Origin of the sequence: Mycolicibacterium parafortuitum (genome assembly GCF_002086815.1) — a bacterium.
In the GTDB taxonomy this organism is placed as follows: domain Bacteria; phylum Actinomycetota; class Actinomycetes; order Mycobacteriales; family Mycobacteriaceae; genus Mycobacterium; species Mycobacterium parafortuitum.
Map to the genome: position 1 here is coordinate 307333 of NZ_MVID01000001.1, position 25253 is coordinate 332585.

Consider the following 25253-nt stretch of genomic DNA (forward strand, 5'->3'; position numbering starts at 1 on the left):
ATTACAGTAGAAGTCACTAGACTCTGCTGCGGCCGCTGCGCAGCGGATCGGCAGGAGGGCTCAACGATGTCCGTAGAAGCGTTGTCCGCAGATGCGCGCCGCGTCGTGGTGGTCGGTGCCGGCTCGGGAATCGGCGCCGCGACGGCGCGGTGGTTCCAGGCCCGCGGCGATCACGTGCTGGCCGTCGACGCCAGGCCCCGCAGCCTTCCCGTCGCCGAATGGCTGGTCTGCGATCTGCGCGACCACGACCAGGTCGACGCGGCGCTCGCACAGATCGGCACCGGCTGGGATGTGCTGGCACACGTCGCCGGGATTCCCGGCACCGCCGATCCCGGTGACGTGCTGACGGTCAACTACCTGGGCGCCCGGCTGATGCTCGACGGCATGCTGCCACGGATGAACCGCGGCGGCGCCATGGTCGCGGTGGCCTCGACGGCGGCGCTCGGCTGGGAGAGCAACACCGACCTGCTGGCCGGACTGCTCGACGCGAAAGACGCCGCGTCCGTGCAGCGTTGGCTCGCCGCGCAGGAACCTGCGATGGCCTATTACCTGTCCAAACAGGCGTTGGTGCTGTACGCCAAGCGCCTGTCCGGCCTCGCGTGGCGCGAGCACGGGGTGCGGGTCAACACCGTCAGCCCCGGCCCCACCGAGACACCGATTCTCGGTGATTTCGAGAAGGCGATGGGCAAGGAGATGCTCGACGGCGTGCGCGCCACCATCGGGCGGCACGGCACGGTCGACGACATGACCCCGGCCATCGGCTTCCTGGCGTCACCGCAGGCGCGCTGGATCAACGGTCAGGACATTCAGGTCGACGGCGGATTCAACACCGCACTCGTGCATCCGATGCCGGTGGATGCGCGGGTCTGAGATGGCCGACCCGATGGCAGCGGTGCTGGCACGCCAGCGGGCGGCGTTCCTGGGCGACGGACCCCCGGATGTCGCGTTGCGGCGCAACCGCATCGACCGCCTGCTGGCGCTGGTTCTCGACAACGCCGACGCGTTCGCCGACGCGATGGCCGAGGACTTCGGCACCAGGCCGCGAGCCGCGACCCTATTCACCGAGATCATGGGCATGATCTCGGTGATCGAGCACACCAGATCCCATGTCCGGCAATGGATGAAGCCGACCAGGCTGATGCGCCCCGCCGGCCGGCTCGGCCTGCGCGCCGAGGTGCAGCCGTGCCCGCTGGGCGTCGTCGGCATCATCGGACCCTGGAACTTCCCGCTGAACCTGGTGATCCTGCCCGCCGCGGCGGCGTTCGCCGCGGGTAACCGCGTGATGATCAAGATGTCGGAGGTCACCCAGCGCACGGCCGGGCTGATGGCCGAGTTGGCGCCGACGTATTTCGACCCGGCCGAACTGGCCGTGATCACCGGCGATGCACAGGTCGGCGCCGCGTTCGCCGCGCTGCCGTTCGACCATCTGTTCTTCACCGGTTCGCCGACGGTCGGGGCCCTGGTCGGACAGGCCGCGGCGGCCAACCTGGTGCCGGTGACGCTCGAACTCGGCGGGAAGAACCCGGTCGTGGTCGGCCCCGACGCCGACATCGGCCGCGCCGCGACCCGAATCGCCCAGGGCCGCATGATCAACGGAGGCCAGGTGTGCGTGTGCCCGGACTACGTGTTCGTGCCGGCGAAACACGCCGAACTGTTCGTCGCCACGGTTCGCGACACCTGGCGGGCGATGTTCGCGACCGTCATCGCCAACGACGACTACTGCTCGTCGGTGAACGAGGCCAACTTCGACCGTGTCGTCGGGCTGGTCGAGGACGCGCGCGCCAAAGGCGCACGGGTCGAGACGGTTTCGCCGCCGGGGGAGACGCTGCCCGACCGGGCCACCCGCAAGATCGCCCCGACCCTGGTGCGCGACGTGGACGACGGCATGCGCCTGGCCGACGAGGAGACGTTCGGGCCGGTGCTGACGATCCGCACCTACGAACGGCTGGCCGAGGTGGTCGACTACGTCAACGCGCGGCCCGCACCGCTGGTGGCGTACTGGTTCGGGCCCGACAGCGCCGATTTCCGGTCGTTCGTCGCCCGTACCCGCAGCGGCGGCGTCGCGCGCAACGACTTCGCCGCGCAGATGATCCCGTCGGCGGCACCGTTCGGCGGGGTGGGCCGCAGCGGGATCGGGGCCTACCACGGCAAGGCGGGATTCGACGCGTTCAGCCACTACCGCACGGTGGTCGGCAGCGACCTTCCGTTCACCATCACCGGCCGGGCGGCACCGCCGTTCCCGCCGTCGATGCGGTTGACCACCGCGTTGGCGCTGCGCATGGCGCACCGCCGGACGCACAAAAGGCTCAGTCGGCTCAGGAGGCGCTGACCGCCTGTTCGCGGGCCCACCGGTAGTCGGCCTTGCCTGCCGGGCTGCGCTCGATGACCGGCCGGAACACCACGGCTTTCGGCAGTTTGTAGCGCGCGATCACCGTCGACGCATGCTCGATGAGGTCCTCGGCGGTGGCCTGCGCGCCGGTGGCCAGTGCGACGACGGCGACCACCTCCTGTCCCCAGCGCTCGCTGGGGCGGCCCGCGACCACCACGTCGGCGACGGCCGGATGCGACGCGATCGCCGACTCGACCTCCTCGGCGAAGATCTTCTCGCCGCCGGAGTTGATCGTGACCGAGTCGCGGCCCAGCAGTTCGACGGCCCCATCGGCGAGGTGGCGCGCGCGGTCGCCGGGGATCGAGTAGCGCACCCCGTCGATGACGGGGAACGTCGCCGCGGTCTTCGTCGCGTCACCCTTGTAGCCGAGCGGAACGTACCCGCGCTGCGCCAGCCATCCCATGTCCTCGTGACCGGGGCTCAGGATCGAGCCGAGATCCTCTGCCGCGACGAAGGTGTCGGGGCCCGCGGTGAACTTGCCGGTCGACACCGCACCGGGGGCCGACAGGTGCGTCATCTGCGCGCCGGTCTCCGAGGAGCCGACGCCGTCGACCACCATCAGGTTCTCCTTGACGTCGATCAGACGCTGTTTGGCCGTCGGGGTCAGTTGGGCGCCGCCGTTGGCCACCACCGCCAGCGACGACAGGTCGGCGCTGGTGCGCTCGAACGCGTCGGCCAGTGGGCGCGCCATCGCGTCACCGACCACGGTCACGGCCAGCACCTTCTCCCGCTCGATCGTCGCGACCACGTCGTCGACGTCGAGATGGTCGGCGACCGCCGAGAACACCACGGTCTGGCCGGTGTTCATCGCGGTGAAGACGGCCCACTGGGCGGCGCCGTGCATCAGCGGCGGCAGCACCATCAGTGTCGACGTGGGAGCGTCGGCGCAACGGGTGGCGATGTCGTCGAGGGTCGAGACGAGCTCGCCGGTGTAGAGGCTGCGCCCGCCGAACGAGGTCATGAAGATGTCGTGCTGGCGCCACAGCACGCCCTTGGGCATGCCGGTGGTCCCGCCGGTGTAGAGCACGTACAGATCGTCGGGGGACGGCTCCACCGGCGGCGGGTCGGTGGGCCCGTCGGCCACGATGGATTCGTAATCGACTGCGCCGGGCAGCAGTTCGTTGCCGGAGTCGTCGGCGATCTGGATCAGCACCTTGAGCGCGGGAAGGTCGGGCAGCACCTCGGCCAGCCGGGGTGCGAACGCGGCGTGGTAGAGCAGCGCGGTCGCGCCGGAGTCCGACAGCAGGTACTGCAGCTCGCTCTTGACGTAGCGGTAGTTCACGTTGAACGGCGCGACGCGGGCCCGCCAGGCGCCCAGCATGCCTTCGACGTACTCGGGGCCGTTGTGGGCGTAGATGCCGAGCAGGTCCTGCCCGGTCTCATGCCCCTGCAGCGCGCCGCGCTCGACATGGCAGCCGAGGCCCTGGGCGTGCAGGAACGTCGCCAGCCGATTCGAGCGCTCGATGATCTGCGAGTAGGTGAAGCGGCGCGATCCCTGGACGATGAACTCCCGATCGCCGATCACTGCGGCGATGGCATCGGCGGCGGCCGGGACGGTGAACTGAGTCGGCTCGGTCATGCGATGGACTCTAGACTGCCGCGTGCACGCCAGGTAGACAGATAGCGCAAAGTTGTATGGTCAAGGGCGCGCCCCGGGCTGGGCGAGCGGAATGCTCACCGGGTGGCCACGGGATCGCCGACCGGCGGCACCTCGTAGAACTGCTGGGCCCACTTACGCATCGCCATATAGGGTTTCGCGTCGATCTTGGCCAGCGGCGGGTTCTCGATGTACTTCTGGTGCTCCCAGATGTCGACGTCCTCCCACACCGTCTTGAGGAACTGGCGTTCGACCTTCTCGCGGACCTCCGGCGGGGGCACGTCCGACGTCTCGCCGGCCACCTTGGGCCACCAGATCGAATAGAACATGTCCGACACCTCGTCGTCGACCGGGGTGCACGCGAAGATCAGGCGGTGGTTAGACGAGCCCTCGAACGCGCTCATCGCGAACCCGAGACCGCTGTAGTGGCTGTGGATCTTCAGCGCCATCTTGTCCGGGTCGTCGCTGCGTACATCGGGCCAGCCGGTCAGGAACCGCCACTCCTCGTCGACGTGCTCCCAGTGCAGACACACCGGGGTGACCGTCGCCTTGTGCACATACCGGAAATGCGAACTGTCCGGGCCGTTCTCGGCGACGATCTGCGGGTGCACGGGGATTCCGTCGGCACGCCGGGAGAACTCCGGGTACGGGCGGTAGTACGCGGCGGGGTCGGTCTCGAACTGCGGGAACTTCAAGAAGATGTCCGGCATCTCCCACCGCGGCGGGTCACCGTTGGGCTGGTACCAGATGAAGATGCAGCCGTACTGCTCCCTGACCGGATAGGACCGAAGTCTGAGGCCCTTGTTGGGCCGGTCGGGCTGGTACGGGATGTAGGTGTTGTCGCCGTCGGGGCCCCAGCGCCAACCGTGGAACGGGCACTCGACGCAGTCGCCGACCACCGTGCCGCCGTGCCCGATGTGCGCGCCGAGGTGCTTGCAGTGCGCCTCCAGCACATGCAGAACGCCGGATTCGTCGCGATAGACGGCCAGATCCTCACCGAAGTACCGGAGCGCCTTGACGTCGCCGACCTCGTACTCGGCGGACCACCCGATCATGAACCATCCGGTGACCTTCCACGTGAACGGGACTTTCATGTCGACTCCTCGCCGATCGGCCGGATCTACTCACGCGTATCTGCGGACATCGTTACTGTAACAGCGACAGTATGTCGAGCCCGGAGGAACAGTGACGATCGAACCAGGCCCTGCGCGTTACGACGCGATCGTCGTCGGCGCCGGTTTCTCCGGCCTCTACGCGCTGCACCATCTGCGTGGACTGGGCCTGCGCGTCCGGGTGCTCGAGCGCGCGCACAACGTCGGCGGCACCTGGCTGTTCAACCGGTATCCGGGCGCGCGCTGCGACATCGAGAGCATCGAGTACTCGTACAGCTTCTCCGACGAGATCCAGCAGGAGTGGGTGTGGACCGAGACCATGCCGACCCAGCCCGAGATCGAGGCGTATCTGAACTTCGTCGCCGACCGGCTCGATCTGCGCCGCGACATCGCGTTCGACACCGACGTCGTCGCGATGACCTTCGACGAGACCGCGTGCGAATGGCTGGTGGCCACGGCGGCGGGCGAGTCGTACGCGGCGCCGTTTCTGATCGCGGCCACCGGCATCCTGTCCGTCCCACTGGAACCGACGATCCCCGGCATGGACACCTTCGCAGGCACGTCGCTGTTCACCAGCCGCTGGCCCGAGGCCGGTGCGGACCTGCGCGGCCGGCGTGTCGGCGTGGTCGGCACCGGATCCACCGGGGTGCAGCTGATCCCGGTGGTCGCCGAGGAAGCCGGCCACCTCACCGTGTTCCAGCGGTCACCGGCCTACACGCTGCCGTGGACGGTGCGTCCCTTCGCCCCGGGTGAACTCGACGAACTCAAGGCGCAGTACCCGCAGATCCGGGCCGCCCAGCGCGAACACCCGGTCGGCGCCGCCCGGCTCAGCGCGTTCTCGGTGCTGCTGGAGATGCTGGCCAAACCGCCGCTGAAATCCGCATCGCGCGAGGACCGGATCCGCGCCGTCGAGGAACGCGGCATCATGGGCGCGCTGGACTGGGGCGATCTGTTCTTCGACATCGAGGCCAACCGGATGGCCGCCGAACTCTACGGCGAAGCGGTCGCCCGCATCGTCACCGATCCCGCCACCGCGCGGGCGCTGACCCCGAGCCATCCGTTCGCGTGCAAGCGGCCGATCATCGACCAGGGCTACTACCAGACCTACAACCGCGACAACGTGACGCTGGTCGACCTGCGCACCGACCCGATCGTGTCGGTGTTGCCCACCGGCATCAAAACCGGCAGCGAAATCGGGAGCGGCGTCCACGAACTCGACGTGATCGTGTATGCGACCGGCTTCGACGCGATGACCGGTGCGCTGAGCCGCATCGACGTCCGCGGACGCGACGCCGCATCGCTCGGCGAGTTCTGGGCGACCGAGGGGCCGTTGAGTTATCTCGGGTTGGCCGTCGCCGGCTTCCCGAACCTTTTCACCATCCAGGGGCCCGGGAGCCCCTCGGCGGCAGCGAATTTCGTCGCCGCGATGGAGCAGAACGTGGAGTGGATCGGCGCGTGTGTCTCCTATCTGCGCCGGCACGGCTACCGGACCATCGAAGCGCAGCCCGACGCGCAACAGAACTGGATGGATCAGGCTGCCGCGATCGTCGAATCCACCGTGCTGGTGCATCCGTCGTGCAACTCCTGGTACAACGGCGGCAACGTGCCGGGTAAGAAGCGCCGGTACATGGGCTACACCGCCGGCATACCCGAATACCGCAGGCAGTGCGACGAGATCGCCGCGCAGGACTACGCGGGGTTCACCCTCGCGTGAAGACCTCCGAGCGTCTCTTGCGGATCGGCGCCGACCTCGCAGGGGTGCTGCCCCGCGCACACGGCGCAGTCGTCGCATCCGGATCGTGGAACCCGTTGTCGGTGGCGGGAATCCGGCAACTCGGCGAGGTGGCCCTCGACGAACTGGCGCTGACCGGGATGACGTTGACCGCACCGCCGCCGAAACTGGAACGCTCGGTCGCCTCGTGTGCGGCGGCCGCAGAGGAGCTGGCCGCCCTCGGCGTGGCCGGCGCCAACGCCGAACCCGATCCCGTCGACATCGGGTCGCTGCGCCGGCGCCGGTTCGGCCGGCACCGCTACGAGCAGCTCACGTTCGACCACGATCCGCACCTGCCGGGCACGCTGGCCGCGGAGGGATTCGGCGGCAAGGCGACGGCGGTCGTGCACGTGTGCCGCAGCGACTCCGAGCGCAGACCCTGGTTGGTGTGGGTGCATGGTGCGGGTCAGGGCCAGCCCTTCGATCTGCTGGTCTCACGCGCCCGGTGGATCCAGCAGGAACTCGGCTTCAACGTCGCGCTGCCGGTACAGCCCGGCTGCGGGGTGCGCGCGAACGCGTGGCCGGAATACCCGAACATGGACCCGCTGGCCAACGTCGCCGGCATGCTGCGGGTCGTCTCCGAGGTGCGGGCTCTGGTGCGCTGGCTGCGCCCGCAGGCCACCGCGCTCGCCGTCGCCGGGGTGTCGATGGGAAGCCCGGTGGCCGGGCTGGTCTCCCACCTCGAGCCGGTCGACGCGGTCGCGGTGTACACGCCGATCTTCGGGCTCAACGCGATGATCGCCGCGCATCTCGGCCGGTGGGGAGCCGCGGTCGACGACACCGTCGCGCTGCTGAGCTCTGACGTCGTCGCGCGGTTGTCGTCAGCCGTCGACTACCAGGCCGTCGAGCCGTCGGCGGCCCCGCGGCGGCGGCTGATCGTCGGCGCCTGGCACGATCAGATGGCGATGCGCGAACCCGCGCTCGCACTGCACGAGCGATGGGGTGGGCAGCTGTACTGGCACCAGGGCAGCCACGTCGGGCATCTGTTCGCACCGGGCGTGCACGCGGCCTCCTCGGAGTTCCTCCGCGGAGTCGCTGCGCGCCAGCCGGATTCGGGAGGCGGGCGGTGACGGTGCCCGGCGGCGTCGACGACCTGACGCCGGACTGGCTCACCCAGGCGCTGCGCGGCGACACCACGCTGCCCGCCGACCTGTGCGTGTCCGGGGTGCGGGCCGAACGGATCGCCGCCGACTCGGGGTTCTCGTCGCTGCTGTACCGGCTGCACCTGACCGGTGACGGCGTGCCCGAGACGATCATCGCCAAGCTGCCCGCCGAATCCGAGGCGCGCGGCGCGATGGAACTGCTCGGCGGATACCGGCGCGAGCTGGCGTTCTACCGACACGTGGCCGGCCGCGCCCCCCTGGACACCCCGCATGTCCACGTGGCGCGGATCGCCGAGGACGCGGTCGACTTCGTGCTGTTGCTCGAAGACCTGAGGGAGTGGGACAACGCCGACCACCTCGCCGGGCTGACCATCGAGCAGACGCGGATGGCCGTCGCACACCTGGCAGGCTTGCACACCTGGTCCGTCGACCCGGCCAACTGCGCTGCACTGCAGCACTTTCCGAGCCTGTCGACGCCGATCGTGCGGGACCTGCTGGTGCCAGCGTTCGCGGCGGGCTGGCAGATCTACCGCGACAAGTCGGGCGCGTCGGTGCCGCGGCGGGTCGCGCGGTTCGCCGACCGGTTCGCCGAGCTGGCCCCGCAAGCACTGGCGGCCCTGGTGGAGCACTCGATGCTGCTGCACGGCGACATCCGCGCGGACAACATGTTCTTCGCCGGTGACCGGCTCAAGATCGTCGACTTCCAGTTCGCGTCCGTGGGCAGCGGGGCCGCCGACATCGCCTATCTCGTCAGCCAGGGGTTACCGACCGGTGTGCGGCGCGGTCACGACGAGGCCCTGGTGCGCGAGTACCTCGGATTGCTCGGCGTGCCTTACCGGTTCGACGACGCGTGGCGGCATTACCGCTTCGCGGTGGGGTACCTGATGGTGCTTCCGGTGATCACCCTGGTCGGATGGGACGCGCTGCCGGAGCGGTCCCGGGCGTTGTGCCTCGAGCTGACCTCACGCGCCATCGCCGCCGCCGACGACATCGATACCGTGGAGGTGTTCGCATGACCCGCACTGCCCGTGAGGTGGTCGAGCAGTACAACCTGGTGGTCTGGAACGAGCGCGACTTCGCCCTCGCCGACGAACTGCTCGGTGACACCGTGATCCGCCACGACGTGGGGGAGTCCACGACACTGACCCACGAGCAGGCGGTGGCCCGGGTGGTCGACCACTGGGCGATGTTCGAGTCCATCCGCTTCGACCTGAACCTGGTGGTCGCCGGCGACGACGGTGAGCACGTCGCGATCGTGTACCAGTCCCCGATGAAGCTCAAGGACGGCACGGAGACCACGATCGGCAGCATGGAGATTTTCCGGGTCGTCGATGGCAGGATCACCGAGGTCTGGAATTGCGGCTACAAACAAGGGATCTGGGCATGACGCGCAGCGGCGTGACGAACACATTGGACGAACTGGGCTACTACCTGCTGGCCGGCGCCGGAGGTGAGGGCCCGGCAACGCTGATGGACGAGGCGCGCCGCGGTGAGGAACTGGGCTTCGGCACCGGTTTCATCTCCGAACGCTGGAACGTCAAGGAGGCGTCGTCGCTGACCGGCGCGGCACTCGCGGTCACCAGCCGGATGCGGATCGCGACCGCGGCCACCAACCACAACACCCGCCATCCGCTGATCACCGGCTCCTGGGCGACCACGATGCACCGGCTGTCGGGCGGGCGCTTCACCCTCGGCATCGGCCGGGGTATCGGCGCGATCTACAACGCGTTCGGCATCCCGGCGGTGACCACCGCGCAGATGGAGGACTTCGCGCAGGTGATGCGCAAGCTCTGGCACGGCGAGATGATCTTCAACCACGACGGACCGCTCGGCAAATACCAGATATTGTTCCTCGATCCCGAGTTCCGCGAGGACATCCGGCTGGCGATCGTCGCGTTCGGTCCGCAGACCCTGGCGCTCGGCGGCCGCGAGTTCGACGACGTCATCCTGCACACCTACTTCACCCCGGAGACACTGCAGCGCGCCGTCAAGACCGTCAAGGACGCGGCCGAGAAGGCCGGCCGGGACCCGGCGTCGGTACGGGTGTGGTCGTGCTTCGCGACCGTCGGCGACCACCTGCCCGAGGAGTTGCGGCTGAAGAAGACCGTGGCCCGGCTGGCCACCTACCTGCAGGGCTACGGTGATCTGCTGGTCAACACCAACGGCTGGGATCCCGCTGTGCTGCAACGGTTCCGCGACGACAAGGTAGTGCAGTCCGTCCCCGGCGGCATCGACCACAAGGCGACCGCCGAGCAGATCGAGCACATCGCGACGTTGATCCCCGACGAGTGGCTGGAGCCCTCGGCGACCGGTTCAGCGCAGCAGTGCGCCGACCGGGTGCGCAAGGAGTTCGACTACGGTGCCGATGCGGTGATCATGCACGGCGCCACCCCCGACGAGCTGGAACCGATCGTCGCCGCCTATCGGGCGTGATTTGGGCGTAGTCGGTCAACGTCAGATTGGCGAACTACGCCGAAATCGCGAGGAACGGAACCTGCCGGCTCTGTCGCGCGTCTGATCCGGTGTGCTCAACGAATTGCTCCGCTCCCACGACGGGGTTATCACCTTGGCGCAGGCGAACCGGGCAGGCCTGAGCAGGCAGTCGGTGCACCAGCGTGTGAACGCCGGGGCGTGGCGCCGGTGTGCGCGTGGTGTCTACTTCGTCGACGACCGCCCGTTCACCGACGCGGCGCGTATCCGGTCCGCGGTGTGGTCCTTCGGCGAATGTGCAGCCGCCAGCGGACTGGCCGCAGCGTGGTGGCACGGGCTGACCCGCTTCGCGCCCGATGTCGTCGAGGTGACGGTACCCCGCAGCAGCAGCGGGCGTCAGCGTGACGGTGCGCGCCCGCGCCGACGCGATCTCGCAGCAGCCGACGTGGTCGAGCGCAGGGGACTGCGGGTGACGTCGCTGCCCCTGACGGCGATCGAGGCGGCGGTGCGTGGCCGCGGCAACCGCGGACTCATGGACCGCGCGCTCCAGGGTGACTCGACACTGCCGCAGCTGTGGACCGCCCACCTGCGCAACACGGGGCGCCACGGTTCGCCGGCGGCGCGCATCCTGCTGCGGGCCGCCGCCGACGGCGCACACTCGGAAGGCGAGCGGATTCTTCTGAAACTGTTGCGAGCAGCCGATATCAGCGGATGGCGCAGTAATGTGCGACTTGGGAAATATGTCGTCGATGTGCTCTTCCGCGATGCACGGGTGGTGATCGAAGTGGACGGCTGGGCTTTCCACGTCGACCAGACGACCTTCCACAGCGACCGAACACGACAGAACGCCATCGCGCTGAACGGCTGGCAGGTGCTGCGCTTCACCTGGCTGGATCTCACCGAGTATCCCGAACAGGTGATCGCCACGATCCGTGCCGCGATTCGGGCGTAGTTGGTCAACCAGCCGTTGGCGAAGTGCGCCGAAATCGCAACGGGCTAGGGCGTGATGACGGTGCGGGCGACCGGCTGCGCGACCGCCTGACGGCTGTAGAGCCCCCGCTCCAGTGCGTCGATCAGCACGTCGCGGGTCTCCTCGGGATGGATCAGGTCGTCGAAGCCGAGATGGCCGGCAGACCGGAACGACGCGTCCACCTCGGCCTGGCGCAGCTTGGCCTCGAGATCCTCGGTGGCGTGTGAGGCCTTGCTCAGCGCCGCGGCGCTCATGGCCCCCATCGTCGCCCCCGGATAGGCGAACGTCGCGCTCTGGTTGTCGAAGCCGAGCAGCGACATCACCATCGAGCCGAAGCCGTACGCCTTGCGCAGCGTCACGTGCAGCTTGATCGTCGTCGCGGCCGTCTGGGCGGCGAACATCCTTGCGCCGCTGCGCAGTACACCGGTCTTCTCGGAGCGGCTGCCGGGCAGCATGCCCGGGTTGTCGGCGAGGAACACGATCGGCAGGTGGAACGCGTCGGCGACCGTGATGAAATGCGCGGCCTTGTCGGCGGCGTCGGCGTCGATGGACCCGGCGAGCACCTTGGGCTGGTTGGCCACCACCGCGACGGGGTGGCCGCCCAGATGCGCCAGCGCGGTGATCATCGCCGGGCCGAACTTCGGCTGCACCTCGAACCAGTCGGTGTCGTCGAACACGACGTCGAGCACCTTGCGGATGTCGTAGACCTGACGGTTGCCGCGCGGCACGATGTCGAGCAGTTCGGGGGTGGCCCGCCGGCCCGCGGTCTCATCGGTGGGCGCCGGGACCGGATACGACCACGCACTGGACGGGAAGTACGACAGGTAGCGGCGGATGTCGTCGAGCACCGCGGCGTCGTCGGCGCCCAGGTTGTGGATCACGCCGCTGGCCAGCGCCACCGACGGGCCGCCGAGGTCCTCCTTCGAGATCTCCTCGCCGGTGGACTCTTTGACCACCGGGGGACCGGCGGTGAAGATCGCGCCCTGGTTGGTCATGATCGTCCAGTCGCAGACCGGGGCGACGAGCGCGCCGTGCCCGGCCGACGGCCCGAACAGGCCCCCGACGGTCGGAACCTTGCCCGAGCACTGCGCCTGGGCCAGCAGATCGGTCGGGGTGCGGCCGTAATGCTCACCGCTGGGCCGGAACCCGGCGCCCTCGAGCAACATCACCAGCGGGATCCGGTCGCGCAGCGCGAGTTCGGCCAGCCGGTAGCGCTTCGCGTTGCCGCCCGGGCCGATGCTGCCCGCGAGCGTGGTGAAGTCCTCGGCGCCGACCATCACCGGGCGGCCGTCGATCAGTCCCGAGCCGGTGACGATCCCGTCGGCGGCGATGTCACCGCCGACCAGCGTGCCGAACTCGCGGAACGAGCCCTTGTCGAGGAGATGCTCGATGCGGCCGCGGGCGTCGAGCTTGCCCTTGCCGTGATGCTTGGCAAGCCGTTCGTCGCCGCCCATCGCGCGCGAATGGTCACGGCGGCGCGTCAACTCGTCGAGGGTTTGCGCCCAGTCCTCGGCCTTGGCCATCCACGGTCTCCTGTTCTGTAGCGACGCGCGACGCTCGCAACGTTGACCTTACTGAATTGCTTACTGTAGCTTCATCCAGCATGGGTGCGGGAGGTGGCCTCAAGGTGGACGCTGCCGTCGTCAGCCAACTTTCCCACGTTCCCGCCGCCGCGAGAACCCTGGAACAGCGCGGCTACGACGGCTGCTGGACGGCCGAGATCAACCACGATCCGTTCCTGCCGCTGACGTTGGCCGCCGAGCACACCGAGCGCATCGAACTGGGCACCAGCATCGCGGTCGCGTTCGCGCGCAACCCGATGACCGTCGCGCAGATCGGCTGGGACCTGCAGGACTATTCGCAGGGCCGGCTGCTGCTCGGACTCGGGTCGCAGATCAAGCCGCATGTCGAGAAGCGGTTCAGCATGCCGTGGAGCCGTCCGGTGGCCCGGATGCGCGAGTTCGTGCAGGCGCTGCACGCGATCTGGGCGTGCTGGCGCGAGGGCACCCGGTTGCAGTTCGACGGCGAGTTCTACACCCACACCCTGATGACGCCGATGTTCGTACCGCAGCCGCACCCCCACGGCGACCCCAAGGTGTTCGTCGCCGCGGTCGGTGACCGGATGACCGAGATGTGCGGGGAGGTCGCCGACGGGCTGCTCGCACACGCGTTCTCGACGCAGCGCTACGTCCGTGAGGTCACCATCCCGACGCTGGAGCGCGGCATCGCGCGGGCCGGCCGCGCGCGCGGCGACGTGGTGGTGTCGAGCCCGCTGTTCGTGGTCACCGGCCGCGACGAGGACGAACTCGCGGCCAACGCGGTGGCCACCCGCAAGCAGATCGCGTTCTACGCGTCGACCCCCGCCTACCGCGGGGTGCTCGAGCTGCACGGCTGGGGCGACCTTCAGACCGAGCTGCACCGGCTCTCGCGCGAGGGCGAGTGGGACACGATGGGCACGCTCATCGACGATGCGATGCTCGCCGAATTCGCCGTCGTGGCACCCGTCGACGAGGTGGTGCACAAGATCCGTGCCCGCTGCGACGGTCTGATCGACCGTGTGCTGGTGGGTTTTCCGCCGTCCATCGACGAGTCGACGGTCGTCGGCATCGTCTCGGAACTGCAAGCTGAGGAGACGTCATGAGCGTTCGAGTTGCCGACGAAGCCGGCAAGGTCTTCGCCGACCCGACGGCCTACGCCGACGAGAAGCGCCTGCACGCCGCCATGACCCACCTGCGAGCCAACGCGCCCGTCTCGTGGGTCGACGTCGAGGGCTACAACCCGTTCTGGGCGATCACCAAGCACGCCGACATCATGGCGATCGAGCGGGACAACGAGGTGTTCACCAATTCGCCGCGGCCGGTGCTGACCACCGCCGAGGGGGACGCCCAACACGCCACCATGGGGGTCAGCACGCTGATCCACATGGACGACCCGCAGCACCGCAAGGTGCGCGCCATCGGCGCCGACTGGTTCCGGCCGAAAGCCATGCGCGCGTTGAAGGTCCGCGTCGACGAACTCGCCAAGACCTTCGTCGACCAGATGTACGACCGCGGCGGCGAATGCGACTTCGTCCAAGAGGTCGCGGTGAACTTCCCGCTGTACGTGATCATGTCACTGCTGGGCATCCCCGAATCCGACTTCGGGCGGATGCTGACCTACACCCAGGAACTGTTCGGCAGCGACGACGCCGAACTGCAGCGCGGCACGACCATGGAGGAGCGTGGGCTCGCGCTGTTCGACATGTTCACCTACTTCAACGAGCTCACCGCGGCCCGGCGCGCGAACCCGACCGAGGACCTGGCGTCGGCGATCGCGAACGCCCGCATCGACGGTGAGCCGCTGTCCGACATCGACACGGTGTCCTACTACCTGATCGTCGCCACCGCGGGACACGACACCACCAGCGCGACGATCTCCGGTGGCCTGCAGGCACTGATCGAGAACCCGGACCAACTGGCGCGCCTGCAGCAGAATCCGGATCTGCTGCCGCTGGCAGTCGAGGAGATGATCCGCTGGGTCACCCCGGTCAAGGAGTTCATGCGAACCGCCCAGCGGGACACCGAGGTTCGCGGTGTCCCGATCGCGGCGGGGGAGTCGGTGCTGCTGTCCTACCCGTCCGGAAACCGTGACGAGGAGATCTTCACCGATCCGTTCACCTTCGACGTCGGCCGCGACCCGAACAAGCACGTCGCGTTCGGCTACGGCGTGCACTTCTGCCTCGGTGCGGCGCTGGCGCGCATGGAGATCAACAGCTTCTTCTCCGAGCTGCTGCCACGCCTGACATCGGTCGAGCTGGCCGGAAAGCCCGAGCACATCGCCACCATCTTCGTCGGCGGGCTCAAGCACCTGCCGATCCGCTACCAGCTGACACGCTGACCTTCGGCGAGTTCGGCTACGGGGTGGGCTCGACGCGGTCCACGCTGTCGAGGGAGGCGTCCCTGGTCTCCCGCATCACCAGGATCGCGACGAACGTCAGCGACGCCGCGATGAACAGGTACAGCCCGACCCACGAGACACCGTAGGACGTGGCGAGCCACGTCGCGATGAACGGGGCCACGGCCGCACCGAGGATGCTCGACGCGTTGTAGGCGATACCCGATCCTGTGTAGCGCACATTCGTCGGGAACATCTCGGGAAGCACCGCGCTCATCGGGGCGAACGTGAACCCCATCAGCGTCATGCCGATGATCAGGAACACCAGCATGGTGCCGAACGAGGTGTCGGACGACCCCAGCATCGGCGCGAACAACGCGCCGTAGGCCATGATCCCGGCCGTGACGAACAGCAGCAGCCGCCGCCTGCCGACCCGGTCGGCCAGATAACCCGACAGCGGTAACGCCGCGGCGAAGAACAGCACCGCGATCAACTGCATCTGCAGGAAGTCGACGTACGGGAACCCGAGCCCGGTGCCCTCAGGTGGCTTCTTGCCGGTGCCGAAGCTCAGCACCCACGTGGTCACGATGTAGAACAGCGTGTAGGTCGCCAGCATCACGAACGTGCCGATGATCAACTGCCGCCAGCTGCTCCGGAACACCTCGGCCAGCGGCGTTTTGACCTTCTCGCCGCGCTCGACGGCCCGGGTGAACACCGGCGTCTCCAGGATGCGCAGCCGCACGTACAGGCCGATGATCACCATCACCGCGCTCAACAGGAACGGCACCCGCCAGCCCCAGGTCAGGAACGCGCCGTCCAGTTCGGGGCTGACGTTGCTGTGGCCGAGGATCAGGATCAGCGTGATGAACAGGCCGTTGGCCAGCAGGAACCCGAACGGTGCGCCGAGCTGCGGCCACATCGCGGCCCAGCCGCGTCTGCCCGGGGCGGCGGTCTCGGTGGCCAGCAGCGCCGCGCCGCTCCACTCGCCACCGAGCGCCAGGCCCTGGCAGAACCGCATCAGCGCGAGCAGAGCGGGGGCGATGATGCCGACCTGCGCGTACGTCGGCAACAGCCCGATCGCGAACGTCGCGATCCCCATCAGCAGTAGCGAGGCCACCAGCGTGGTCTTGCGGCCCGCGCGATCACCGAAGTGCCCGAACAGGATCGAGCCCAGCGGGCGCGCCACGAACGCGAGGCCGAACGTCGCCAGCGAGGCCAGCAGCGCGGTGGTGGAGTCGCCCTTCGGGAAGAACAGGTGCGGGAACACCGACACCGCCGCGGTCGCGTAGATGTAGAAGTCGTAGAACTCGATCGTCGTCCCGACCATCGACGCGACGACGATCCGTCGGCGCGGAACCCCGTCGACGACATCGTGCGCTGTGACCGCGTTGCTCACGGCTGAACCCCCTTTTTCGGCAGGGGTCATCATGCCAGCGCCGATCTTGTCGCGCCGGTTGTGCACGGAGAAGTGCTCAGTGCGCGTGTCGGGTCAGCAGCAGCGAACCCCCGGCGCGGCATCGGCCTGGGCGTGGCGGTGCCGCCAGTACTCACGCTCCGTCATCGGGGTCCCGCCGTCGTGCACCCGGGCGTGGTGTTCCAGATAGCGCTGGTAGTGGTTGTCGCCCATCAGGGATTTCCAGTACCAGCCGATGTGGCCGAGGACCCGGCGGGTGTTTTCGGTCGCGCGTCCCATTGCTTCTGCACCTCCTTCTCGGCTGAGGTCATCAACATCCCCGACGGGGCGAACATCCGCGACGGCACCGGGTCGTCCTCGGACAACGGGCTGCCCTGTCCGCGCAGGACGCGCACCGCGACCACCACGCCCGCGGCGAACACGATGATCACCAGTACCGCGAACACGATCGACAGCGTGCCCTGGATGAACGTGTTGCGGATGACCGCGTCGAGCTGCCCGGCGTCCTTGGCCGCGCCGAAGCTGGTCTGGCCGGCGTCGCGGGCGTTGCGGTACTGGAAGTGCTGGGTCCAGTAGCCCACCTTGGGATCGCCGGAGAAGATCTTCTGCCAGGACGCCGTCATCGTGACCGTGAGGTCCCACAGCAGCGGAATCCCGGGTATCCACGCCCATTTCAGCAGTCCGCGTTTGATCACGACGACGGTGACCACGGTCAGCGCGATCGCGGCGAGCAGTTGGTTGGCGATGCCGAACAGCGGGAACAGCGTGTTGATGCCGCCGAGCGGATCGGTGACGCCCATCAGCAGGATCGACCCCCACGCCGCGACGACGATCACGCTGCAGATCCACGCGCCGACACGCCAACTCGGGTTGCGCAGCTTCTTGAGCGGACCGCCCAGATTGGCCAGGCCGTCGGAGAGCATGAAGCGCGCGACGCGGGTGCCGGCATCGACCGTCGTGAGGATGAACAGCGCCTCGAACATGATCGCGAAGTGGTACCAGAACGCCTTGAGGCTTTCACCGCCGAAGACCTTGTGCAGTACCTCCGACATCCCGAACGCCAGTGTCGGGGCGCCGCCGGTGCGCGAGACGATGGAGTTCTCGCCGACCCCGCGGGCGGCGTCGTCGATCTCCTGCGCGGTGATCGGCGCCCCGGACAGCCCGAGCCCGTTGACGTAGTCGGCCGCGCTTTGGGCGGTGGTGCCCGTCGACGCGGCCGGGGCGTTCATGACGAAGTACAGGTGCTGGTTCAGGATCGCGGCGGTGATCAGCGCCATGATCGCGACGAACGACTCGGTCAGCATGCCGCCGTAGCCGATCAGCCGCATCTGGCTTTCCTTCTCCAGCAGCTTCGGGGTGGTGCCCGAGGAGATCAGCGCGTGGAATCCCGACAGCGCGCCGCACGCGATGGTGATGAACAGGAACGGGAACAGCGAGCCGGCGAACACCGGCCCGGTTCCGCTGGCGGCGAACTGCGAGATCGCGGGGGCTTCCATCACCGGGCGGGCGATCAGGATGCCGACGGCCAGCAGCGCGATCGTGCCGACCTTCATGAACGTCGACAGATAGTCACGCGGGGCCAGCAGCAGCCACACCGGCAGCACCGACGCGGCCAGGCCGTAGATGATGATGCACCACGACAGCGTGACCTTCGAGAGGGTGAACCACTCGGTGCCCCAAGAGGTCCCGGCGACCCAGCCGCCGGCCACGACCGCCAGCAGCAGCAGTGCCACCCCGATCAGCGACACCTCCGACACCCGGCCGGGCCGCAGGAACCGCAGGTACAGACCCATGAAGATCGCGATCGGGATCGTCATCGCGATCGAGAACACGCCCCACGGGCTCTCGCCGAGCGCGTTGACGACGACCAGCGCCAGCACCGCGAGCAGGATCACCATGATCACCAGCACGCCGACGATCGCGGCGATGCCGCCGACCGCGCCGAGTTCGTCGCGCGCCATCTGCCCCAGAGAGCGGCCCCGGCGCCGCACCGAGATGGCCAGCACCAGGTAGTCCTGCACGCAGCCGGCGACGACGGCGCCGATGATGATCCAGATCGCGCCGGGCAGATAGCCCATCTGGGTGGCCAGCACCGGTCCGACGAGCGGACCCGCCCCGGCGATCGCGGCGAAGTGGTGGCCGTAGAGCACCCTGCGATCGGTCGGCAGATAGTCGGTACCGTTCTCGAAAACCTCTGCGGGCGTTGCGTTGTCGTCGCGGGGGCGGACGATCTTCATCTCGATCAACCGGGCGTAGAACCGGAAGCCGAGCACATAGGTGCAGATCGCGGCGATCACGAACCACACCGCGTTGACGGTCTCCCCTCGGAAGAACGCGATCATCGCCCACGCGACGGCGCCGAGCACGGCGACGACGCCGAAGATGATCCGGTGTTTGACGGTGATCGGCGATCTGTCGATGATCGCGACCGGCGGCAGGTCCTTGTCGGTGCGGATGTAGGTGATGTCGCCGACCGTCTCTTCGATTCGGTCCGATGACGCGGCGGTGGGTGTGGCCACGGTTCTCCCTCGTCGGCTTGACTGTGTGCCCTGGATCACATGCCTCTAGCCGATACTTCCACCGCGCAAACGGCGGGTGTGGGAAATTCCGGGATCGATTCAGTCGGCGCTGGTGTAGAGCTCGCGGACCGTGTCGATGGTGTCGGCCTCGGCGGCGGTCTTGTCGTCGCGGTAGCGCAGCACCCGTGCGAAGCGCAGTGCCATCCCGCCCGGATACCGGGTCGAGGTCTGCAGGCCGTCGAACGCGATCTCGACGACCTGCTCGGGGCGCACCGTCACGACGTACCCGTCGGCGGGGGTTCGACCTGCGGTCGCGCCCGGAGCCGCTCCGTCGGCCAGCTCGAGGAACCGCTGCGTCTGCCATGCCAGCATCTCGTCGGTCATCCCCTTGAACGTCTTGCCGAGCATCACGAAGCCGCCGGTCTCGGGGTCGCGGGCGCCGAGGTGGATGTTCGACAGCTTGCCGGTGCGCCGGCCCGATCCCCACTCCACGGCCAGCACCACCAGGTCGAGCGTGTGCACCGGTTTGATCTTGAGCCAGCCGGCGCCGCGCCGGCCCGCCTCGTACGGCGCTTCAGGGGATTTCGCCATCACCCCCTCGTGGCCGGCGGCCAGCGTGCGCTCCACGAACGCCTGCGCGGCCGCCGCGTCGGAAGTGAGGAGACGGTCCACCCGCTGGGTGTCCGGCGTGACCGCCTCGAGCCGGGCGATGCGTTCGTGGGCCGGCAGGTCCAGCAGGTCGTCGCCGTCGAGGTGCAGCAGGTCGAAGAAGAACACCGACAGCGTGTGCGTGGCCGGACCGGTCGTGGCGCCGCGGCGGCCGAACCGGGACGCGGTGATCTGGAATCGGTGCGGGCGGCCGTCGGGGCGCAGCGCGATGGTTTCGGCGTCGGCGATCAGGTCGGTGACCGGCAGCGCCAGCGTCGCGTCGACGACCTCGGGCAGCCGCGCGGTGACGTCGTCGAGGCTGCGGGTGTAGACCGACACCTCGTCGCCGCGCCGGTGGATCTGTACGCGCGCGCCGTCGAGCTTGGCCTCGAACATCGCGGTGCCGCCGAGCCGGTCGAGCGCATCGCCGACGCCGGTGGCGGTCTGGGCGAGCATCGGCCCGACCGGGGTGCCGACCCGCAGGGTGAACTCCGCCAGCGCCGCCTCGCCGCCGCGCAGCGCCGCGCGGGCCACCGCGGGAAGTTCGCCGCCGAGCATCGCGGCCCGGCGCACCGCAGCGACGGGAACCTCGGTGGCCTTGGCGACCGCGTCGGCCATCACGCCGAGCAGGGCGCCCTGGCGCAGCTCACCGGTGAGCAGCCGGCGCAGGAACGTCTGTTCGCCGTCGGTGGCCGCCGAGAACAGTTCGGCGAGCAGTTCGGCGCGGCGGGCCTGTGACCCTGTGCCGGTGGTCGCCTTGATCTCGTCGAAGCGCCGCTCCACGTCGGCGACGGCCAGGGTCGGCTGGGTGGCCGGGGCGGGGACGGCGCGCAGCGACGCCCAGCCGACCCCGATCTGGCGCTGGGTCAGCACGCCCGACAGCCAGGACACCACCGTCGGGACGTCCTCGGGTCCGGCGGAGCGCAGCAGGTCGGCGAGCCGCCCGATCTTGGCCGACCGGGCAGACGTGGCGGCCACTTCCCGGGAGGCATCGGCGACGTCGACGAGCAGCACGTCAGAATCCTCTCAAACCCGTCTACCGCTCAAGCCCGGCGAAATTGCATTCCAGCAGGGAAAGTTCGAGTGAGGACCTGCTGGAACGCAGTTTCGGCGGATCACTTCACCGCGAAGGTGACCGAATGCCAACCGGTCGCGCCGTCGGGAACGGGATCGGCGCGATCGGGCGTCTGGGTGTAGCCGCTGTTGTCGGTGGCGCGGACGGTGATGGTGTGCATGCCGGTCTCGGTGGCCTCCCACGGGAAACTCCACAGCCGCCAGGTGTCGTCCGAGTAGCTCTGACCCAGCGTCGCGCGCTGCCATGCGGTCGTCCCGCCCGGACCTTCGATCTGCACTTCGACGTCGCGGATCCCGCGGCGCTGGGCCCACGCGACCCCGCCGAACGTCACCGGGCCGACGGCGACGTCCTGGCCGCTGCGCGGGACGTCGATCCGCGATTCGGTCTTGATCGGCCCGCGTGCCGACCAGCCCAGCCGTGTCCAGTACGCCTCGGCGCGGTCGAAGCGGGTCAGCTCCAGCCCGGTGACCCATTTGGTGGCCGAGACGTAGCCGTACAGCCCCGGCACCACGAGCCGGGCCGGGTAGCCGTGCTCGACCGGCAGCGGCTCGCCGTTCATGCCAATCGCCAGCAGTGCATCACCCGCGGTGAGCGCTTCGACGGGGGTTCCCGCCGTCCACCCGTCGACCGAGCGTGACAGCACCATGTCGGCGTCGGCGTGCACGCCTGCCCCGGCGAGAATGTCCGCGACCCGGTAGCCGGTCCAGACCGCGTTCGAGATCAACTCACCGCCAACAGGATTGGACACACACGTCAAAGTGACGGCCTGCTCGACGACCTCGAAGCGGTCGAGATCGGAGTAGCTGAGCGTGATCTCGCGGTCCACCATGCCGTGGATACGCAACCGCCAGTCGGCCCGGCTCAGTTGGGGGACCGTCAACGCGGTGTCGATCCGGTAGAAGTCGGCGTTGCTGGTCACGAACGACGGCAGCGCGACGCCCTCGGGCTGCACCGTCGGTGGGATCGGCGGGGCCGGTTCGGCGATGCGGGGCAGCGCGTAGGCGTCGCGGTCGCCGGCCACCGAGGAGGCCAGCCGGCTGATCACCACCCCGACGACCCCACCGGCCACGCCCACACCGAACAGTCCGAGGGTCACCAGCGAGCGCCGCCGGTCCGGATCGGTGCCGCGTTCAGGCGTCTGGTCGTCGAGCCGGTGCGATGTCAGCAGCCGTAGTGCCGCGACCCCGCACGCCGCACCGATCACCGTCGGGATGACATCGGCCGGGCCGGCGCCGGCGCGCGACAGCACCGCCGCGCAGCCGACCCCGCCGGCCACCACGATGATCGTGGAGCCGATCGGCCTGCGCCGGGACTCCGCGATACCGGCCAGCGCGGCGATCGCGGCGATCGCCAGCAGCACCATCACGGTCAGGAAGAGCTTGTCGGCCGTGCCGAACGTCGCGATGGCCCATTCCTTGACCGGGCCGGGGGTGTTGTCGATGACGGCCGATCCGACGGCGGTGCGCACGTCGGCCTCGGGTCCGAACGCGGCGCCGACGAGCTGTGCGACCCCGACGGCCACGGCCGCGGCGGCGACGCCACCCAGGGCCTTCGTGCCGAGTGGGGTCATAGAGCCAAGTTACCGCCGCACGGAGCCCGAAATCCTTACCGAACGATGTCATCGGCTAGGTTGCATGTGGGCTTTACACATCGAGCGCCAATTGGAAAGTTGCGAAAGGGAGGCAGATGGAGATCGAGGGCAAGAAAGCCATCGTCGTCGGCGGGGCATCGGGCTTCGGCCGGGCGACCGCGGAGGCGCTGGCCAAGCGCGGCGCGAGCGTCGCGATCCTGGACCGTCCGCAGTCCAAGGGCAAGGAGGTGGCCGACCAGATCGGTGGCTCCTTCCACGAGGTCGACATCACCGATTTCGACGGCACCGAGTCGGTGCTCGGCAGCGCGGTCGAGGCGCTGGGCGGCAACCTGCACATCGCGGTCACCACCGCGGGCGGCGGCATCGCCGAGCGCACCGTGAAGAAGGACGGGCCGCACAGCCTGGAGTCGTTCCGCAAGAGCATCGACCTGAACCTGATCGGCACCTTCAACATCAGCCGGCTGGCCGCCTGGCAGATGAGCAAGAACGACCCGGTCGACGACGAGGCCGAGGAGCGCGGCGTCATCATCAACACCGCGTCGATCGCGGCGTTCGAGGGCCAGATCGGCCAGCTCGCCTACACCGCGTCCAAGGCCGCCATCGCCGGCATGTGCCTGACCATGGCGCGCGACCTCGGCAGCCTGGGCATCCGCGCGCTCGCGATCGCGCCGAGCCTGTTCGCGACCGGCCTGACCGAGGGCATCCCGGACGAGTTCGCCACCGTGCTGACCAAGGACGCGGCGTTCCCGAAGCGTCTCGGCAAGCCGGAGGAGTACGCCAAGCTCGCCGTCGCGATCGTCGAGAACCCGATGCTCAACGGTCAGTGCCTGCGCCTGGACGCCGGGCAGCGCTTCGCCCCGAAGTGATTCACCGGATCGGGCGCGTCAAGTGACGATGAGAGTCGCTTGACGCGCCCGATTCGCCGTTTTCGCCATTACGGTGGTGAGCATGGCCACCGTCGCAGACCACGTCATCGCGACCCTTCGAGCCAGTGGGGTGCGGCGGGTCTACGGCCTGCCGGGTGACAGCCTCAACGGGTTCACCGATGCGCTCCGCCGCTCCGGCGCGATCTCGTGGGAACACGTGCGCCACGAGGAGACCGCGGCGTTCGCCGCCGCGGCCGACGCCGCGCTGACCGGCGAGCTCGCCGTGTGCGCGGGCAGCTGCGGGCCGGGAAACCTGCACCTGATCAACGGGCTGTTCGACGCCCAGCGCAGCCGGGTGCCGGTGCTGGCGATCGCCGCGCACATCCCGCGCACCGAGATCGGCTCCGGATACTTCCAGGAGACGCACCCACAGGACATGTTCCGCGAGTGCAGCGTCTACGTCGAACTGGTCAGCACCCCGGAGATGCTGCCGCGCATCCTGCACATGGCGATGCGCGCCGCCGTCGAAGAGCGCGGCGTCGCCGTCGTGGTGATCCCCGGCGAGATCTTCTCGGCCAAGGCCGATCCGACGCCCTGGCAGACCAAGCCCGTCGTCGCGACGCGTACGCTGGCCCGCCCCGACGACGCGTCGCTGCGCGCGGCCGCCGCGATCCTCAACGACGCGCACGCGGTCACGATCCTCGGCGGTGCGGGCGTGGAAGGTGCGCACGACGCGCTGGTCACCCTCGCGGCGACCTTGAAAGCGCCTGTCGTGCATGCGTTACGGGGCAAGGAGTTCATCGAGTACGACAACCCCTACGACGTCGGGATGACCGGGCTGCTCGGTTTCGCATCCGGCTACAAGGCCATCAAAGAGGCCGACACGCTGTTGATGCTCGGCACCGACTTCCCGTACCAGCAGTTCTATCCCGACCACGCCAACGTCATCCAGGTCGACATCCGCGGACGAAACCTGGGCCGGCGCACACCGATCGACCTCGGTCTGGTCGGCACCGTCGCCGACACCCTGGCCGCGTTGCAGCCGCTGCTGCGGCCCAAGAGTGACAGCGCCCATCTGGATCGCGCGCTGCGGCATTACCGCAGGACCCGCAAGACCCTCGACGACCTCGCGGTCAACGACCGCGACCGCACCCCGATCCGGCCGGAATACGTTGCGGGACTGGTCAACACGCTGGCCGCCGACGATGCGGTGTTCACCGTCGACGTCGGGTCGCCGGTGGTGTGGGCGGCGCGCTACCTGTCGATGAACGGGCGGCGCCGGCTCATCGGGTCGTTCAACCACGGCACGATGGCCAACGCGCTGCCGCACGCGATCGGCGCCCAGACCGCGTACCCGCGCCGCCAGGTCGTCGCGCTGGCCGGTGACGGCGGGCTGACGATGCTCTTCGGGGAGCTCATCACCCTCGTCCAGAATCGGCTGCCGGTGAAGATCGTGGTGTTCAACAACTCGTCGCTGAACTTCGTCGAGCTGGAGATGAAGGCCGCCGGAATCGTCAACTTCGGCACCGACCTGACCAACCCGAACTTCGCCGACGTCGCCCACGCGTTGGGCATCTTCGGGCGCCGGGTCGAGCGACCCGACCAGCTCCAGGCCGCGCTCGCCGACGCGTTCGCCGTCGACGGACCGGCCGTCGTGGACGTGGTGACCGCCCGCCAGGAGTTGTCGATCCCGCCCGCGATCACGGCCGAACAAGCCAGGGGTTTCTCGCTGTACGCGATCAGGACGATCCTCGCCGGGCGCGCGGACGAACTGCTCGACCTCGTGACCACCAACGTCGCCCGGCGCATCCTGGACTGATCCGGCGACGCGGCATGACAACGTGGATGATGTTGCAACCCTGGGTTCTACGACCACCGGCGCTCAGAACCTGACA

Annotated in this window: 20 protein-coding genes; 12 read left to right on the forward strand and 8 right to left on the reverse strand. The window is 68.8% G+C overall.

The annotated features are described in order from the left end of the window. Positions 1–66: 66 nt before the first annotated feature. Both BST38_RS01405 and BST38_RS01410 read left to right on the forward strand, forming a co-directional pair. Positions 67–870, forward strand: a complete 804-nt coding sequence (locus BST38_RS01405; protein WP_181792019.1) for a coniferyl-alcohol dehydrogenase — start codon at positions 67–69, stop codon at positions 868–870. Next, a complete protein-coding gene (locus BST38_RS01410) occupies positions 857–2329 on the forward strand; it encodes a coniferyl aldehyde dehydrogenase (protein WP_083141441.1) in 1473 nt (490 codons plus the stop codon). Before BST38_RS01405 ends, BST38_RS01410 begins: the two co-directional genes overlap by 14 nt. Here the strand turns inward: BST38_RS01410 and BST38_RS01415 are convergent. Next, a complete protein-coding gene (locus BST38_RS01415; RefSeq protein ID WP_083141442.1) occupies positions 2316–3968 on the reverse strand; it encodes a medium-chain acyl-CoA ligase Mig in 1653 nt (550 codons plus the stop codon). The two genes, BST38_RS01410 and BST38_RS01415, sit on opposite strands and share 14 nt — an antisense overlap. 95 nt (positions 3969–4063) lie before the next feature. After that, the gene (locus BST38_RS01420) at positions 4064–5080 is read right to left on the reverse strand and encodes an aromatic ring-hydroxylating oxygenase subunit alpha (RefSeq protein ID WP_083141443.1); all 1017 of its coding nucleotides are present in this window, start codon (positions 5078–5080) and stop codon (positions 4064–4066) included. Between the two features lie 91 nt (positions 5081–5171). Here BST38_RS01420 and BST38_RS01425 point away from each other — a divergent pair, with 91 nt between their 5' ends. The 6 genes from BST38_RS01425 (at position 5172) to BST38_RS01450 (ending at position 11354) form a co-directional block, all read left to right on the forward strand. Continuing rightward, positions 5172–6812: a flavin-containing monooxygenase gene (locus BST38_RS01425; protein WP_083141444.1), complete on the forward strand. Its 1641-nt coding sequence runs from the start codon at positions 5172–5174 to the stop codon at positions 6810–6812. Continuing rightward, positions 6809–7939 (forward strand): alpha/beta hydrolase, encoded by a 1131-nt coding sequence (locus BST38_RS01430; protein WP_083141445.1) that lies wholly within the window; start codon positions 6809–6811, stop codon positions 7937–7939. Before BST38_RS01425 ends, BST38_RS01430 begins: the two co-directional genes overlap by 4 nt. Next, positions 7936–8988, forward strand: a complete 1053-nt coding sequence (locus BST38_RS01435) for a phosphotransferase (protein WP_083141446.1) — start codon at positions 7936–7938, stop codon at positions 8986–8988. The genes BST38_RS01430 and BST38_RS01435 overlap by 4 nt, the downstream gene beginning before the upstream one ends. Beyond that, positions 8985–9359 carry a nuclear transport factor 2 family protein gene (locus BST38_RS01440; RefSeq protein WP_083141447.1) on the forward strand — a complete coding sequence of 125 codons (375 nt, stop codon included), beginning with the start codon at positions 8985–8987 and terminating at the stop codon, positions 9357–9359. Before BST38_RS01435 ends, BST38_RS01440 begins: the two co-directional genes overlap by 4 nt. Further along, positions 9356–10405, forward strand: a complete 1050-nt coding sequence (locus BST38_RS01445) for a TIGR03857 family LLM class F420-dependent oxidoreductase (RefSeq protein ID WP_083141448.1) — start codon at positions 9356–9358, stop codon at positions 10403–10405. The genes BST38_RS01440 and BST38_RS01445 overlap by 4 nt, the downstream gene beginning before the upstream one ends. A gap of 91 nt (positions 10406–10496) precedes the next feature. Next, positions 10497–11354 carry a type IV toxin-antitoxin system AbiEi family antitoxin domain-containing protein gene (locus tag BST38_RS01450; RefSeq protein ID WP_083141449.1) on the forward strand — a complete coding sequence of 286 codons (858 nt, stop codon included), beginning with the start codon at positions 10497–10499 and terminating at the stop codon, positions 11352–11354. Positions 11355–11398: 44 nt separating this feature from the next. Here BST38_RS01450 and BST38_RS01455 read toward each other — a convergent pair whose 3' ends face one another. Further along, complete coding sequence (locus BST38_RS01455; RefSeq protein WP_083141450.1) at positions 11399–12895, reverse strand: acyl-CoA carboxylase subunit beta; 1497 nt, start codon at positions 12893–12895, stop codon at positions 11399–11401. A gap of 80 nt (positions 12896–12975) precedes the next feature. Between BST38_RS01455 and BST38_RS01460 the strand changes: the two genes are divergently transcribed. Together BST38_RS01460 and BST38_RS01465 are read left to right on the forward strand one after the other, a co-directional pair. Beyond that, positions 12976–14013, forward strand: a complete 1038-nt coding sequence (locus tag BST38_RS01460; protein ID WP_181792020.1) for an LLM class F420-dependent oxidoreductase — start codon at positions 12976–12978, stop codon at positions 14011–14013. Beyond that, positions 14010–15248: a cytochrome P450 gene (locus BST38_RS01465; protein ID WP_083141451.1), complete on the forward strand. Its 1239-nt coding sequence runs from the start codon at positions 14010–14012 to the stop codon at positions 15246–15248. Before BST38_RS01460 ends, BST38_RS01465 begins: the two co-directional genes overlap by 4 nt. A 16-nt stretch (positions 15249–15264) precedes the next feature. On the opposite strand, the gene BST38_RS01470 is transcribed toward BST38_RS01465, so the two are convergent. The 5 genes from BST38_RS01470 to BST38_RS01490 form a co-directional block, all read right to left on the reverse strand. Continuing rightward, positions 15265–16671, reverse strand: coding sequence for an MFS transporter (locus BST38_RS01470; protein ID WP_110781471.1), 1407 nt, complete (start codon positions 16669–16671; stop codon positions 15265–15267). A gap of 63 nt (positions 16672–16734) precedes the next feature. Continuing rightward, on the reverse strand, positions 16735–16872 hold the full coding sequence (locus BST38_RS01475) for a CstA-like transporter-associated (seleno)protein (protein ID WP_318268588.1): 138 nt from the start codon (positions 16870–16872) through the stop codon (positions 16735–16737). Further along, entirely contained in the window at positions 16872–19178 is a 2307-nt protein-coding gene (locus BST38_RS01480; RefSeq protein ID WP_083141453.1) for a carbon starvation CstA family protein, read from the reverse strand. Before BST38_RS01480 ends, BST38_RS01475 begins: the two co-directional genes overlap by 1 nt. A gap of 99 nt (positions 19179–19277) precedes the next feature. Next, entirely contained in the window at positions 19278–20840 is a 1563-nt protein-coding gene (locus tag BST38_RS01485) for an ATP-dependent DNA ligase (RefSeq protein ID WP_083141454.1), read from the reverse strand. A 101-nt stretch (positions 20841–20941) separates the two neighbouring features. Further along, a complete protein-coding gene (locus BST38_RS01490) occupies positions 20942–22471 on the reverse strand; it encodes a molybdopterin-dependent oxidoreductase (RefSeq protein ID WP_083141455.1) in 1530 nt (509 codons plus the stop codon). Positions 22472–22587: 116 nt separating this feature from the next. Between BST38_RS01490 and BST38_RS01495 the strand changes: the two genes are divergently transcribed. Continuing rightward, on the forward strand, positions 22588–23358 hold the full coding sequence (locus BST38_RS01495) for an SDR family NAD(P)-dependent oxidoreductase (protein ID WP_083141456.1): 771 nt from the start codon (positions 22588–22590) through the stop codon (positions 23356–23358). Positions 23359–23440: 82 nt separating this feature from the next. Beyond that, positions 23441–25177: a ubiquinone-dependent pyruvate dehydrogenase gene (gene poxB, locus BST38_RS01500; protein ID WP_083141677.1), complete on the forward strand. Its 1737-nt coding sequence runs from the start codon at positions 23441–23443 to the stop codon at positions 25175–25177. Positions 25178–25253: the final 76 nt, after the last annotated feature.

Excerpts from the sequence above, each read along its gene's own strand:
- BST38_RS01405 (WP_181792019.1), top strand. The coding sequence starts at position 67 with ATGTCCGTAGAAGCGTTGTCCGCAGATGCGCGCCGCGTCGTGGTGGTC.
- BST38_RS01475 (WP_318268588.1), bottom strand. The coding sequence starts at position 16,872 with ATGGGCGACAACCACTACCAGCGCTATCTGGAACACCACGCCCGGGTG.
- BST38_RS01445 (WP_083141448.1), top strand. The coding sequence starts at position 9,356 with ATGACGCGCAGCGGCGTGACGAACACATTGGACGAACTGGGCTACTAC.
- poxB (WP_083141677.1), top strand. The coding sequence starts at position 23,441 with ATGGCCACCGTCGCAGACCACGTCATCGCGACCCTTCGAGCCAGTGGG.
- BST38_RS01440 (WP_083141447.1), top strand. The coding sequence starts at position 8,985 with ATGACCCGCACTGCCCGTGAGGTGGTCGAGCAGTACAACCTGGTGGTC.
- BST38_RS01470 (WP_110781471.1), bottom strand. The coding sequence starts at position 16,671 with ATGACCCCTGCCGAAAAAGGGGGTTCAGCCGTGAGCAACGCGGTCACA.
- BST38_RS01490 (WP_083141455.1), bottom strand. The coding sequence starts at position 22,471 with ATGACCCCACTCGGCACGAAGGCCCTGGGTGGCGTCGCCGCCGCGGCC.
- BST38_RS01420 (WP_083141443.1), bottom strand. The coding sequence starts at position 5,080 with ATGAAAGTCCCGTTCACGTGGAAGGTCACCGGATGGTTCATGATCGGG.
- BST38_RS01465 (WP_083141451.1), top strand. The coding sequence starts at position 14,010 with ATGAGCGTTCGAGTTGCCGACGAAGCCGGCAAGGTCTTCGCCGACCCG.
- BST38_RS01455 (WP_083141450.1), bottom strand. The coding sequence starts at position 12,895 with ATGGCCAAGGCCGAGGACTGGGCGCAAACCCTCGACGAGTTGACGCGC.
- BST38_RS01415 (WP_083141442.1), bottom strand. The coding sequence starts at position 3,968 with ATGACCGAGCCGACTCAGTTCACCGTCCCGGCCGCCGCCGATGCCATC.
- BST38_RS01460 (WP_181792020.1), top strand. The coding sequence starts at position 12,976 with ATGGGTGCGGGAGGTGGCCTCAAGGTGGACGCTGCCGTCGTCAGCCAA.
- BST38_RS01495 (WP_083141456.1), top strand. The coding sequence starts at position 22,588 with ATGGAGATCGAGGGCAAGAAAGCCATCGTCGTCGGCGGGGCATCGGGC.
- BST38_RS01410 (WP_083141441.1), top strand. The coding sequence starts at position 857 with ATGCGCGGGTCTGAGATGGCCGACCCGATGGCAGCGGTGCTGGCACGC.